The 13267-nt window shown below is 69.0% G+C and carries 10 protein-coding genes; 9 read left to right on the top strand and 1 reads right to left on the bottom strand.

From position 1 onward, the window contains the following. Position 1: 1 nt before the first annotated feature. Positions 2–901: a LysR family transcriptional regulator gene (locus U742_RS0121080; protein ID WP_029356691.1), complete on the bottom strand. Its 900-nt coding sequence runs from the start codon at positions 899–901 to the stop codon at positions 2–4. A 92-nt stretch (positions 902–993) separates the two neighbouring features. Here U742_RS0121080 and U742_RS0121075 point away from each other — a divergent pair, with 92 nt between their 5' ends. The 9 genes from U742_RS0121075 (at position 994) to U742_RS0121035 (ending at position 13258) form a co-directional block, all read left to right on the top strand. After that, positions 994–2286 (top strand): MFS transporter, encoded by a 1293-nt coding sequence (locus tag U742_RS0121075; RefSeq protein WP_029356689.1) that lies wholly within the window; start codon positions 994–996, stop codon positions 2284–2286. An 84-nt stretch (positions 2287–2370) separates the two neighbouring features. Then, complete coding sequence (locus tag U742_RS0121070; protein ID WP_248310451.1) at positions 2371–3747, top strand: sensor histidine kinase; 1377 nt, start codon at positions 2371–2373, stop codon at positions 3745–3747. Positions 3748–3751: 4 nt separating this feature from the next. After that, positions 3752–4759 (top strand): NADH-quinone oxidoreductase subunit B family protein, encoded by a 1008-nt coding sequence (locus U742_RS0121065; protein WP_029356686.1) that lies wholly within the window; start codon positions 3752–3754, stop codon positions 4757–4759. Beyond that, positions 4756–6228, top strand: a complete 1473-nt coding sequence (locus U742_RS0121060; RefSeq protein WP_029356684.1) for a nickel-dependent hydrogenase large subunit — start codon at positions 4756–4758, stop codon at positions 6226–6228. The genes U742_RS0121065 and U742_RS0121060 overlap by 4 nt, the downstream gene beginning before the upstream one ends. Before the next feature lie 8 nt (positions 6229–6236). Beyond that, positions 6237–8522: a carbamoyltransferase HypF gene (gene hypF, locus U742_RS0121055; RefSeq protein WP_038362292.1), complete on the top strand. Its 2286-nt coding sequence runs from the start codon at positions 6237–6239 to the stop codon at positions 8520–8522. 171 nt (positions 8523–8693) lie between these two features. After that, on the top strand, positions 8694–9794 hold the full coding sequence (locus tag U742_RS0121050; protein WP_029356680.1) for a hydrogenase small subunit: 1101 nt from the start codon (positions 8694–8696) through the stop codon (positions 9792–9794). Continuing rightward, the gene (locus tag U742_RS0121045) at positions 9791–11602 is read left to right on the top strand and encodes a nickel-dependent hydrogenase large subunit (RefSeq protein ID WP_029356678.1); all 1812 of its coding nucleotides are present in this window, start codon (positions 9791–9793) and stop codon (positions 11600–11602) included. Before U742_RS0121050 ends, U742_RS0121045 begins: the two co-directional genes overlap by 4 nt. An 11-nt stretch (positions 11603–11613) precedes the next feature. Continuing rightward, on the top strand, positions 11614–12354 hold the full coding sequence (gene cybH / locus U742_RS0121040; protein WP_051661390.1) for a Ni/Fe-hydrogenase, b-type cytochrome subunit: 741 nt from the start codon (positions 11614–11616) through the stop codon (positions 12352–12354). Between the two features lie 289 nt (positions 12355–12643). Beyond that, complete coding sequence (locus tag U742_RS0121035; protein WP_029356675.1) at positions 12644–13258, top strand: HyaD/HybD family hydrogenase maturation endopeptidase; 615 nt, start codon at positions 12644–12646, stop codon at positions 13256–13258. Positions 13259–13267: the final 9 nt, after the last annotated feature.

Raw genomic sequence — 13267 nt, 5'->3', positions numbered from 1 at the left:
ATCAGCGCCGGTCGCGCGCGACGTTGCGTGCGATCCGCGCGAAATTGGTGGCGAGGGGCGGGGGCAGGGTCTTGCGGTACACCACCGCCAGCCCGATGCGCGGCGTCGGCGCGCGGATCGAACGGAAGACGACGCCATGAACATTGAGCTGACGCATCGAGGCGGGCACCAGCGACACGCCGAGCTCGGCGGCGACCAGCGAGAGGATCGAGGCGATCTGCGGCGCCGGCTGGCCCAGCCGCGGCTCGAAGCCGGCCGCACGGCAGGCCGCCAGCGCGGCGTCATGGAGGCTGGTGCCGACCGAGCGCGGGGTGAGGATCAGCGCATCGTCCCTGAGCAGGGGGAGGTCGAGGGGGCGCCTGTCCTGCGCCGCCGGATGCGCGGCCGGCAGCACCACCACCAGCGGCTCCTCGGCCAGGCTCTCTTCCCTCAGCTCGACGGGATCCGACTCGGCGGGGCGCAGGATCGCGACGTCGAGCCTTCCCTCGACGATGTTGTTGAGCAGGGTGAGCGAGCTCGCTTCCTCGACCCTCAGCTCGACGTCCGGATAGGCCCGCCCGAAGGAGCGGATCGCGTCGGGCACGATCGGGTTGAGGGCCGCGGTTCCGGTGAGCCCGATGCCGAGCTGGCCGGTCTCGCCCCGCCCCGCGCGCTGGGCCACGCGGATGGCGGCGGCGAACTGGCCGGGCAGCGGCGCGACCGCGTCGCGGAACCCCTGTCCCGCCTCGGTCAGCTCGGCGCCGTGGGCGACACGGTGGAATAGCTGCACGCCGATCTCCGCCTCGAGATCCCTGATCTGCGAGCTGAGCGGAGGCTGCCCGATGCCGAGCCGCGCGGCGGCGCGGGTGAAGTTGCGCTCCTCGGCGACGGCGAGGAAGTAACGGATGTGGCGAAGCTCCATGCCATATCTATGACATATGGAGAAAGCCACTTCCATATATTGGACGGATGGGGCGGCGCTCGCTATTTCCCGGTCAAACAGGAAATAAGCGCATGTCTCCCCCCGTGGCCGTCGCGTCCGACGCCGTGTTCGATCCGTCCTCCCCCGTCTCCGGTTCCATGTTTGCCCGCGAGGAACAGGGCTCCCGGGCCGCCGTCTGGATCCGGCGGGGAACCCCCGAATATCGCCACGCGGGCCTTGCCCTCTTCCTCGTCGGCTTCGCCAGCTTCTCGCTCGCCTATTGCGTCCAGCCGCTGCTGCCGGCCTTCGCGAAGAGCTTCGCCATCACCCCGGCGGAGAGCTCGCTGGCCTTGTCGCTCACCACCGGCATGCTGGCCTTCTCCATCGTGCTGGCCGGCGCGTTCTCGCAGATGCTCGGCCGCCGCGAGCTGATGTTCGCCTCGATGACGCTGGCCGCGGCGCTCAACATCGTCGCGGCGATGGTGCCGAGCTGGCACGGCCTTCTGGTCGCCCGTGCGCTGGAGGGCTTCGTGCTGGGCGGTGTGCCGGCGGTGGCCATGGCCTATCTGGCGGAGGAGATCGAGCCCGGCCATCTCGGCAAGATGATGGGCCTCTATGTCGGCGGCACGGCGTTCGGCGCGATGACCGGGCGCGTCGGCATGGGCCTGATGACCGAGTTCACCTCCTGGCGCGCCGCGCTGTTCGTGCTGAGCGCGCTGTGCCTCGTCTCGGCCATCGGCTTCCTGCTGCTGCTCCCGCGCTCGCGCAATTTCGAGCCGGAGCGCGGCTTCCGTCCGGGATTCCATGTCGCGGCGTGGCTGCTCCACCTGCGCAACGTCGGGCTGGTGCGCCTCTATGCGCTGGGCTTCGTGCTGACGAGCATCTTCGTCACGCTCTTCAACTACGCGACCTTCCGGCTGTCGGGCGCGCCCTACAATCTGAGCCAGACCGCCGTCAGCATGATCTTTCTCGCCTTCGGCTTCGGCATCGTGTCGTCGTCGGTGGCTGGCGGATTCGCCGACCGCTTCGGGCGCCGCCCGCTGCTGATCGCCGGCTTCCTGATCATCCTCGCCGGCGTCGCGCTGACGCTGATCGAGTCGCTGGTCGCTATCGGCGCCGGCATCGCGCTGGTGACGACTGGCTTCTTCATCGGGCACTCGGTTGTGAGCGGCTCGGTCGGCCCGCTCGCCGGGGTGTCCAAGGGACATGCGGCCTCGCTCTATCTGCTCTTCTACTACATGGGGTCGAGCATCACCGGCTCGGTCGGCGGCTGGTTCTGGCAGCATGGCGGCTGGGGTTATGTCGCCGCGCTGACAGGCACGCTGGCGCTGGCGGGTGTCGTGCTGTCGAGCATCGGCCCGCGCCGGGCGAAGGGCGCCGGCTGAGCGCCGCCGGTCGCCGGGTTCGGTTGCGGGGTTCGCGGGCTTCGCCCTACTATGCCCCGCTTAGCGGAAGGATCGGCCCTCGACGTGTCCGAGCAGCATGACAGAGCGGCAGCCGGGCATGCGCAGGGCTCGCCGGCGATGGCGGACCCCGGATCGGCGCCCGCGGAGACCGATCGTGCCTGGATCGCCGTCATCCGCAAGATGGACGAGACCTACGCCGAGCTCGTCACCCAGCAGGTCGCCCTCGAACAGAAGAATGCCGAGCTCGAAGAGGCGCAGACCTTCATCGCCGGCGTGATGGCGTCGATGACCGACGTGCTGATCGCCTGCGACCTCAACGGGCGCATCGAGCAGGTCAACCTTGCCGCCGAGCGCATCTTCGGCGCCGGCGGGCGCAGCCTCACCGAGCGCCGGGTCGAGGAACTGCTCGCGCCCGGCACGCCCACCAGCTTCCGCGACGTGCTCTCGGCCGTCGAGCGGCGCGAGCGCATCACCGACCGCGAATTCGCCTTCCGGACCGCCGAGGGCGACCTGCCGGTCTCGGTCAACGGCGCGGTGCGCTTCGATTCGCGCGGGCGCGCGGTCGGCATCGTGCTGGTCGGCCGGCCGATCGGCGAGCTGCGGCAGGCCTATAGCGACCTCGCCGCGGCGCATGAGCGGCTCAAGCAGACCCAGCAGCAGCTCGTCCATTCGGAGAAGATGGCTTCGCTCGGCCGGCTGGTGGCCGGCGTGGCGCACGAGCTCAACAATCCGATCTCCTTCGTCTACGGCAACGCCCATACGCTGAAGCGCTATGCGGGCCGGCTCACCAGCTATCTCGACGCGGTCAACAGCGGCGTGAGCGGACCGGCACTCGCCAAGCTGCAGGCCGATCTCAGGATCGACGCTACGCTCGCCAACATTGCCGGCACGCTCGACGGCATGCTGGAGGGCGCCGAGCGCGTGCGCGACATCGTCGCGGACCTGCGGCGCTTCTCCTCCGACCGGCGCGAGACCCGCGAGGCACTCGATCTGGCGGCGCTGGTCCGCTCGGCGCTCGACTGGGTGGCCAAGGCGCAGATGCCGGGCATCGAGACCCGCATCGACATGGCCGAGGGCCTGACCGCCACCGGGCATTCCGGCCATATCCATCAGGTTCTGATGAACCTGATCCAGAACGCTGTCGACGCGATGGAGGACCGGCCGGTGCGCCGGCTGGAGATCATCGGCACCGGCGCCGGTATTGGCGGCGAGGCCGCCGTGCTGACCATCCGCGACACCGGGCACGGCATTGCCCCGGACATCGCTTCGCGTATCTTCGATCCGTTCTTCACGACCAAGCCGGTCGGCAAGGGCACCGGCCTCGGCCTGTCGATCAGCTACCGCATCGTGCAGGAGCACGGCGGCACGCTGGAGGCGGGCAACCATCCCGATGGCGGGGCCGTCATGACACTGACGCTGCCGACGGCGCAGGGAGGCTGAGGCCATGCCCGAGAGCTTCAACGTGCTGTGGGTCCAGTCCGGCGGCTGCGGTGGCTGCACCATGTCGATGCTGTGCGCCGAGGCGCCCGACCTCGCCACCACGCTCGCGAGCGCGAACATCCGCATGCTCTGGCATCCGACCCTGTCGGAGGAGACGGGCACGGAGGCGGTGGCACTGTTCGAGCAGGTGCTGGCGGGCGAGGTCCGGCTCGATGCGCTGTGCGTCGAGGGGGCCATGCTGCGCGGGCCGAACAATACCGGGCGCTTCCACACCCTCGCCGGCACCGGCGTCGCGACCATCGAATGGGTGCGCCGACTCGCGGCGGTCGCCGAGAATGTCGTGGCGGTCGGCACCTGCGCCGCCTATGGCGGCGTCACCGCGGCTGGCGTCAACCCGACCGACGCCTGCGGCCTGCAATATGACGGCCGCCGCGAGGGCGGGGCGCTTGGCGCCGATTACCGCTCGCGCTCGGGCCTCCCGGTGATCAATGTCGCCGGCTGCCCGACGCATCCAAACTGGGTGACCGAGACGCTGATGCTGCTGGCCGCCGGGCTGCTCGGCGCACACGATCTCGACGTCTACCGGCGGCCGCGCTTCTACGCCGACCACCTCGTGCATCACGGCTGCCCGCGCAACGAGTATTACGAGTACAAGGCGAGTGCCGAGAAGATGTCTGATCTCGGCTGCATGATGGAGCATCTCGGCTGCCTCGGCACGCAGGCCCATGCCGACTGCAACACCCGGCTGTGGAACGGCGAGGGCTCCTGCACGCGCGGGGGCTATGCCTGCATCAACTGCACCGCGCCGGAGTTCGAGGAGCCGGGGCATCCCTTCATCGAGACGCCGAAGATCGCTGGCATCCCGGTCGGCCTGCCCACCGACATGCCGAAGGCCTGGTTCGTGGCGCTGTCCTCGCTCGCCAAGGCGGCGACGCCGGAACGGCTGCGCCGCAACGCGACGAGCGACCACGTGATCACGCCGCCGACCGTGCGCGACATCAAACGGCGATGAGCGAGCGTAGCCCGGCCGACGCCACGACGCGTCTCGTCGTCGGCCCGTTCAACCGGGTCGAGGGCGACCTCGAGGTGCGGCTCGAGGCCCGGCAGGGACGTGTCGAGGCGGCCTATGTGTCGTCGCCGCTGTTCCGCGGCTTCGAGCGGATTCTCGAAGGCCGCGATCCGCGCGACGCGCTGGTCATCGCGCCGCGCATCTGCGGCATCTGCTCGGTTTCCCAGTCGCATGCGGCGGCGCTGGCGCTCGCCGGCGTGCAGGGGCTGGAGCCTACGCAGAACGGCCGGACCGCCACCAATCTCATCGTCGCGACGGAGAACGTCGCCGACCACCTGATGCACTTCCACGTCTTCTTCATGCCGGACTTTGCCCGCGGCATATATGCCGACCGGCCGTGGTTCGCCAAAGCCGAGGCGCGGTTCAAGGCGGCGCAGGGGACGAGCGTGCGCCGGGCGCTGGAGACCCGCACGACGCTGCTGCACATACTCGGCCTGCTCGCCGGGCGCTGGCCGCACACGCTGGCGATCCAGCCGGGCGGGGTGACGCGCGGTGCGGATGCGCGCGACCAGATGCGGTTGCTGGCGACGCTCGGCGCGGTGCGGCGCGCGCTGGAGGACCACCTGTTCGGTGCGAAGCTGGAGCGCGTCGCCGCGCTGGCCTCGGTCGAGGAGATCGAGCAGTGGCGGGCGAACGGGCCCGAGGGCGATTTCCGCCTGTTCCTGGAGATCGCCGCCGATCTTGATCTCGGCCGGCTGGGTCGCGCCTATGACCGCTATTTCAGCTATGGCGCCTATCCCGGCATGGAGGCACCGCTCTATGCGCGCGGCACCTTCACCGCCGAGGGACCCGGCGCCATCGACACCGGCGCGATCACCGAGGACCACACCAATGCGCGGATGGAGGGGCGCTCGCGCCCGCACCATCCATTCGAGGGCTCGACACTGCCCGACCCGGACGACGAGGAAGGCTATACGTGGTGCAAGGCGCCGCGGCTCGGCGGCGTGCCGTTCGAGGCGGGCGCGGTGGCGCGGCAGATGGTGGACGGCCAACCGCTGATCCGGGACATCGTCGCGCGGAGCGGCGGCAGCGTGCTCGCCCGCGTGGCGGCGCGGCTCGTCGAGACCGCGCGCACGCTGATCGCCATGGAGGGCTGGGTGCGCGAGCTGAGGCCCGGCGAACAGTGGTGCGCGCAGGGCACCATGCCGAGCCGTGGCCGCGCCGCCGGCCTGACGGAGGCGGCGCGCGGCGCGCTCGGCCACTGGCTGAAGGTGGAGAACGGGCGCATCGCCAGCTACCAGATCATCGCCCCCACCACCTGGAACTTCTCGCCGCGCGACGCTGCAGGCGTGCCGGGGCCGCTGGAGGCGGCGCTCGTCGGCGCGCCGATCCGGCAGGGTGAGACGACACCGGTCGCGGTGCAGCACATCGTGCGCTCCTTCGATCCCTGCATGGTATGCACGGTGCACTGAGCCCCGCCATGCCGGCCGAGCAGATCATCGTTCGCGGCCTCGTGCAGGGAGTGGGTTTCCGTCCCTTCGTCTGGCGGCTGGCGCAGCGGCTCCAACTCGCCGGCGAGGTGAGCAACCGGGGCGACGCGGTGGTGATCCGCGCGGCGGGCATGCAGGCCTCGCTCGACGCGCTGGCGCTCGCGCTGGAGAGCGAGGCGCCGCCGCTCGCCCGGGTCGACAGCGTCGAACGGACGCCGACCGATGCCGTCGCCGGGCAGGGGTTCGTGATCGCGGCGAGCGCGCCCGGCGCGCTGTCGGTCGGCGTGGTCGCCGATATCGCGACCTGCGGGGCGTGCCTTGCCGAGGTCCACGATCCCGGTGCGCGGCGCCACCGCTACGCCTTCACCAACTGCACCGATTGCGGGCCGCGCTTCTCCATCGTCGAGGGCCTGCCCTATGACCGCGCCACCACCACCATGCGCGGCTTCGCGCTGTGCCCCGACTGCCGCGCCGAATACGCGAACCCGGCCGATCGGCGCTTCCACGCCCAGCCCATCGCCTGTCCGCAATGCGGACCGCGCCTGCGGCTGGAGATGAGAGGAGCGGAGGTCGCGGGCGATCCGGTCGTCACCGCCGCGGAGTTGCTGCGGGTGGGGAAGATACTGGCGATCAAGGGCATAGGCGGCTTCCACATCGCCTGCGACGCCACGGATGAGGCCGCCGTCGCCGAACTGCGCCGGCGCAAACACCGCCCGGCCAAGCCGCTGGCGGTGATGCTGCGCGACCGCGCCATGCTGGAGGCGTTGTGTGCGGCCGGGGAGGCGGAGCATGCCGCGCTCGCCCATCCCACCGCGCCGATCCTGCTGTTGCGCGTCAGGGCCGAGGCGGCCATCGCCGCCGGTGTCGCCCCGGGCCAGACGCGGCTCGGCGTGATGCTGCCCTACACGCCGCTGCATCACCTGCTGATGGAAGCATTCGGCCGCCCGCTGGTGCTGACCAGCGGCAACCACTCCAGCGAGCCGCAGATCTTCCGTGATGCCGAGGCGTATGCCGGGCTCGGCGGTATCGTCGACGCCTTCCTCACCCATGACCGGCCGATCGCGCGGCGGCTCGACGATTCCGTGGCGCAGGTGATCGGCGGCCGGATTCAGGTGATGCGGCGCGGGCGCGGCTTCGCCCCGGTTCCGCTCGACCTGCCGGCGGCGCTGGCTGGCGCGCCTCCCGTGCTGGCGCTGGGCGGCGAGCTGAAGAGCGCGATCTGCCTGACGCTTGGCCGCAAGGCGCTGCTCTCCAACCATCTCGGCGATCTGGAAGAACCGGCGACGCAGGACGAGTTCGAGCGCGCCATCGCCGACTACAGCGCCATCTTCGATCACCGGCCGGCGGCCGTCGCGGTCGACCTCCACCCGAACTACCGGCCGAGCCGGCTGGGGGCGGCGCTCGCGGAGGCGCGGGGGCTGCCGCTGATCGCCGTGCAGCACCACCATGCCCATATCGCCGCGGTTATGGCCGAGCACGGCCGCCCGCCCGAGGCCGGGCCGGTCATCGGCATCGCGCTGGACGGGCTGGGGTTCGGCGAGGACGGCACCGTATGGGGCGCCGAGGTCCTGCTCTGCGACTATGCGTCGAGCCGCCGTCTCGCCCGGCTGCTACCGATCCCGCTCGCCGGCGGCGACGCCGCCAGCCGCGAGCCGTGGCGGGTGCTGCTCGCCCATCTCGACGCCGCGCTCGGACCCGATGCCGTTCCCCCGACGCTGTTCGAGGGTCGACAGGTGGCGACGCTCCGGGCGATGATCGCGCGCGGGATCAACGCGCCGCCGGCGAGCTCGGCGGGCCGGCTGTTCGACGCCATGGGGGCACTGCTTGGTCTGGCGCCGGCGCGCCTCGGCTTCGAGGGCGAGGCGGCGATGGCGCTGCAGGCGCTGGCGGAGGCCGCGCCCTCCGGCCTGCCGCCCTATCCCTTCGCGACCGCGTCCGTCGACGGCCTCGTCGAGATCGATCCGTCTCCGATGTGGCGAGAGGCGCTCACCGACCGGCAGGCGGGTGTGCCCGCCGCGACCATCGCCCGGCGCTTCCATGAGGGCGTGGCCGCCATCTTCGCCGACACCGCCGCCTCGCTCGCCGCCGTGCATGGCGCGAACGCCGTCGCGCTGTCCGGTGGCGTGTTCCAGAACGCCCTGCTGCTGGAGGCGGTGGCGGCGCGGCTGGCCGACCGGTCGCTCGAACTGCTGCTGCCCGGACAGGTGCCGGCGAATGACGGCGGCCTTGCCTTCGGCCAGGCGGCGGTGGCGGCCGCGCGGCTCCTCGGGCGGTAAGCAGCTTTCCGCCGGCGCTGGAAAGCGCATTTCCGGCTTCCGCCGGCAGATCCGGCCTGATCCTTCAATTCATTGAAATATAATGGAAATCAACCGTGGCATGGCGGTTGCTGAAGCCTTCGTTCAGCCGGGCGCCTCGAAGCGTCCGGGCCGAAAATGGAGGGATGCCGCATGCAAGGGCTTGAGACGTTCTACGAGGTGATGCGACGGCAGGGCATCACCCGCCGCTCGTTCCTGAAATACTGTTCGCTCACCGCCGCGGCGCTCGGCCTCGGCCCGGAATTCGTGCCGCAGATCGCCCACGCCATGGAAACCAAGCCGCGCACCCCGGTGCTGTGGCTGCACGGGCTGGAATGCACCTGCTGCTCGGAGAGCTTCATCCGCTCGGCGCATCCGCTCGCCAAGGATGTCGTGCTGTCGATGATCTCGCTCGACTACGACGACACGCTGATGGCCTCCGCCGGTCATCAGGCCGAGGCGATCCTCCATGAGGTGATGGAGAAGTACAAAGGCAATTACATCCTCGCCGTGGAGGGCAACCCGCCGCTCAATGAGGACGGCATGTTCTGCATCATCGGCGGCAAGCCCTTCATCGACCAACTACGCATGGTGGCGAAGGACGCCAAGGCGGTGATCTCCTGGGGCTCCTGCGCCTCGCATGGCTGCGTGCAGGCGGCGCGCCCGAACCCGACCCGTGCTACGCCGGTGCACGAGGTCATCACCGACAAGCCGATCATCAAGGTGCCGGGCTGTCCGCCCATCGCCGAGGTAATGACCGGTGTCATCACCTACATGCTGACCTTCGACCGCATCCCCGAGCTCGACCGGCAGGGGCGGCCGAAGATGTTCTATTCGCAGCGCATCCACGACAAATGCTACCGCCGGCCGCATTTCGACGCCGGCCAGTTCGTCGAGGCGTTCGACGATGAGGGCGCGCGCAAGGGCTATTGCCTCTACAAGGTCGGCTGCAAGGGGCCGACCACCTACAATGCCTGCTCGACCACGCGCTGGAACGAGGGCACCTCCTTCCCGATCCAGGCCGGCCACGGCTGCATCGGCTGCTCGGAGGACGGCTTCTGGGACAAGGGCTCCTGGTACGCCCGCCTCACCGACCTGCATAACGCCGGCTTCGGCATCGAGGCCAATGCCGACAAGATCGGCCTTACCGCCGCCGCCACGGTCGGCGGCGCGGTTGCCGTGCATGCCGCCGTCAGCGCGCTGAAGCGCGCCCAGCACAAGGGAGACGTCGGGCACCAGGGAGACGCCAAATGACCATCCAGACGCCGAACGGCTTCACCCTCGACACCTCCGGCAAGCGCGTCGTGGTCGATCCGGTCACCCGCATCGAAGGCCATATGCGCTGCGAGGTGAACGTCGATTCCAACAACGTCATCCGCAACGCGGTCTCCACCGGCACCATGTGGCGCGGGCTGGAGGTCATCCTCAAGGGCCGCGACCCGCGCGACGCCTGGGCGTTCGTCGAGCGTATCTGCGGCGTGTGCACCGGCTGCCATGCGCTCGCCTCGGTGCGCGCGGTCGAGGACGCGCTGCAGATCAAAATCCCCACCAACGCCCATCTGATCCGCGAGATCATGGCCAAGGTGCTGCAGTGGCACGACCATGTCGTGCACTTCTACCACCTGCACGCGCTCGACTGGGTGAATCCTGTCAATGCCTTGAAGGCGGATCCGAAAGCGACCTCTCAGCTCCAGCAGATGGTCGGGCCGGACCATCCGATGTCGAGTCCGGGCTATTTCCGCGACATCCAGAACCGACTGAAGAAGTTCGTCGAGAGCGGCCAGCTCGGTATCTTCAAGAACGGCTACTGGGACAATCCGGCCTATAAGCTGTCACCGGAAGCCGACCTGATGGCGGTGGCGCATTATCTGGAGGCACTCGATTTCCAGAAGGAGATCGTGAAGGTCCACACCATCTTCGGCGGCAAGAACCCGCACCCGAACTACATGGTCGGCGGGGTGCCCTGCGCCATCAACATGGACGGCAACATGGCCGCCGGCGCGCCACTGAACATCGAGCGGCTGTACTTCGTGCGCCAGCGGCTGCTGGAGGCCTTCGAGTTCTCCAAGAACGTCTACGTGCCGGACGTCATCGCCATCGCCAGCTTCTACAAGGAATGGCTCTATGGCGGCGGGCTCTCGGCGACCAACGTGCTCGACTATGGCGACTACGAGCTGGTGCCGGGCGACAAGTCGAGCGAGCAGCTTCCCGGCGGCGTCATCCTGAACGGCAACTGGGACGAGGTGCACCCGATCGACCCGCGCGATCCCGAGCAGGTGCAGGAGTTCGTCGCGCATAGCTGGTACAGCTATGGCGACGAGACGCGCGGCCTGCACCCCTGGGACGGCGTGACCCAGCCGAAATACGAGCTCGGCCCGAACGCCAAGGGCACCCGGACCGATATCCGGCAGCTTGACGAGGCGGCGAAATACTCGTGGATCAAGTCGCCGCGCTGGCGCGGCAACGCCTGCGAGGTCGGGCCGTTGGCGCGCTACATCCTCGCCTGGGGGCACAACGTCACCTATGTGAAGGACCAGATCACCGACTCGGTCGGCCGCTTCAACGCGCTGGCCGGCACCAGCCTCACGCCGAAGCAGGCGCTGCCCTCCACCATCGGGCGCACGCTGGCCCGCGCGCTGGAGGCGCATTACTGCGCCAAGATGATGCTGGAGGACTTCGATCGCCTGATGGCCAACATCAAGGCCGGCGACAGCTCCACCGCCAATGTCGAGAAATGGGACCCGGCGACCTGGCCGAAGGAGGCCAAGGGCGTCGGCACGGTGGCGGCGCCGCGCGGCGCCAATGCGCACTGGATCAAGATCAAGGACGGGCGCATCGAGAACTACCAGTGTGTGGTGCCGACCACCTGGAACGGCGGTCCGCGCGATCCGAAGGGGAATATCGGCGCCTTCGAGGCCTCGCTGATGAACACGCCGATGGAGCGCCCCGAGGAGCCGGTCGAGATCCTGCGCACGCTGCATTCCTTCGACCCGTGCCTCGCCTGCTCGACGCACGTCATCTCGCCGGACGGCGAGGAGATGGCGCGGGTCACGGTGCGCTGAGGGAGGGGGCGATGAGCAGCATCGAACATCCTGACATCGGCCGGCCGGACGAGTTCCACGTCGACGGCGAGACCGCTGGCCGCGTCACTGCGGTCTATGTGTACGAGGCGCCGGTGCGCCTCTGGCACTGGATCAACGCGCTCTCGATCACCGTGCTCGCGGTGACCGGCTATCTCATCGGTTCGCCGCTGCCGACCCTCTCGGGCGAGGCGAGCGCGCATTACCTGATGGGTACCATCCGGTTCCTGCATTTCGCGGCGGGGTACATCTTCGCCGTCGGCTTCGTTTTCCGCATTTACTGGGCGTTCGTCGGCAACCACCATGCGCGGCAGCTTTTCGTGCTGCCGTTCTGGCGCCGTTCCTTCTGGGCGGGGCTGCTCGGCGAAGCGAAGTGGTACCTGTTCCTGGAGCGGCGGCCGAAGAAATATATCGGCCACAACCCGCTGGCGCAGTTCGCCATGTTCTGGGCGATCGGGGTCGGCAGCATCTTCATGATCGTCACCGGCTTCGCGCTCTATTCGGAGGGTGCAGGCCCGGACAGTTGGCAGGCGCATCTGTTCGGCTGGGTGATCCCTCTGCTGGGCGGCAGCATGGCAGTGCACACCTGGCACCACCTCGGCATGTGGGCGATCCTGCTGTTCGTGATGATCCACATCTATGCGGCGGTGCGTGAGGACATCATGTCCCGCCAGTCGATCGTCTCCACCATGATTTCCGGCGTGCGCACCTTCAAGGACGACGATCCGGACTGACATTCCGGCTCCCAGCCGGGGTCCGGTCATGTGGGGACGTGACCGGTATTGGGCGCGGCTTCGGCCGCGCCCTTTCTTCTTGGATAGCAGCTTTCCAGAAATCGAATAAAGTGATCATTATCTTTCCATGCGCACGTGGCCTGCTTCGCGGTCTTCGTAAAATTATCGTTTAATTTCAATGTGATGCAGGGTCTCGAACGCTTGGCACGGCGCTTGAATTGAGAAGCATTCGAAAGAGGCGGCAGCAGACCGCCCGGACGCCTAGGGAAAACGCACAGGAGACGTCGCGATGGGCGGCGAACGCATCCTCATACTCGGCATCGGCAACATATTGTGGGCGGACGAGGGCTTTGGCGTCCGCGTCGTCGAGGCGCTGCACCAGCGCTACGAGCTGCCCGAGCATGTCCGCGCCCTCGATGGTGGCACGCAGGGCCTTTATCTGCTGCCCTATCTGGAGGAGGCGACCGGCGTCGTCATCGTCGACGCCATCGATTACGGCCTGCCGCCTGCCACCATGAAGGTGCTGCGCGACGACGAGGTGCCCGCCGTGCTCGGCGCGCGCAAGGTCAGCCTGCACCAGACCGGCTTCCAGGAAATCCTCGCGCTTCTGCAACTGCGCGGCCGCATGCCGCCCAGACTGCGGCTGGTCGGCATCCAGCCGGAGCTGCTCGACGACTATGGCGGCGGCCTGACGCCGGCGATCGCGGCGCAGATCGAGCCCGCTATGGCGATGGTGCTGGAGATCCTCGCCCGCGAATTCGGCGTGATGCCGACCGTCCGCTCGAACGCCGAGAGCAGTTGCCTCGCCCCGGCCATCACCCGCGACGCCTATGAGAGCGGGCGGCCGAGCGCCGAGGACGCGTGCCGGATCGGCGACGAGCGCGTGCTCGTCAACTGGCGCTAGGAGCGGCGG

It is taken from the genome of Allobosea sp. 117 (assembly GCF_000702305.1).
Classification (GTDB): Bacteria; Pseudomonadota; Alphaproteobacteria; order Rhizobiales; family Xanthobacteraceae; genus Ancylobacter.
Note: the sequence above shows the minus strand (reverse complement) of the source record. Positions and strands in the feature narration are given on the sequence as shown.

Coding starts and splice junctions, on each gene's coding strand:
- hypF (WP_038362292.1), top strand. CDS start 6,237: ATGCCGGCCGAGCAGATCATCGTTCGCGGCCTCGTGCAGGGAGTGGGT.
- U742_RS0121060 (WP_029356684.1), top strand. CDS start 4,756: ATGAGCGAGCGTAGCCCGGCCGACGCCACGACGCGTCTCGTCGTCGGC.
- U742_RS0121045 (WP_029356678.1), top strand. CDS start 9,791: ATGACCATCCAGACGCCGAACGGCTTCACCCTCGACACCTCCGGCAAG.
- U742_RS0121035 (WP_029356675.1), top strand. CDS start 12,644: ATGGGCGGCGAACGCATCCTCATACTCGGCATCGGCAACATATTGTGG.
- U742_RS0121050 (WP_029356680.1), top strand. CDS start 8,694: ATGCAAGGGCTTGAGACGTTCTACGAGGTGATGCGACGGCAGGGCATC.
- U742_RS0121065 (WP_029356686.1), top strand. CDS start 3,752: ATGCCCGAGAGCTTCAACGTGCTGTGGGTCCAGTCCGGCGGCTGCGGT.
- cybH (WP_051661390.1), top strand. CDS start 11,614: ATGAGCAGCATCGAACATCCTGACATCGGCCGGCCGGACGAGTTCCAC.
- U742_RS0121080 (WP_029356691.1), bottom strand. CDS start 901: ATGGAGCTTCGCCACATCCGTTACTTCCTCGCCGTCGCCGAGGAGCGC.
- U742_RS0121075 (WP_029356689.1), top strand. CDS start 994: ATGTCTCCCCCCGTGGCCGTCGCGTCCGACGCCGTGTTCGATCCGTCC.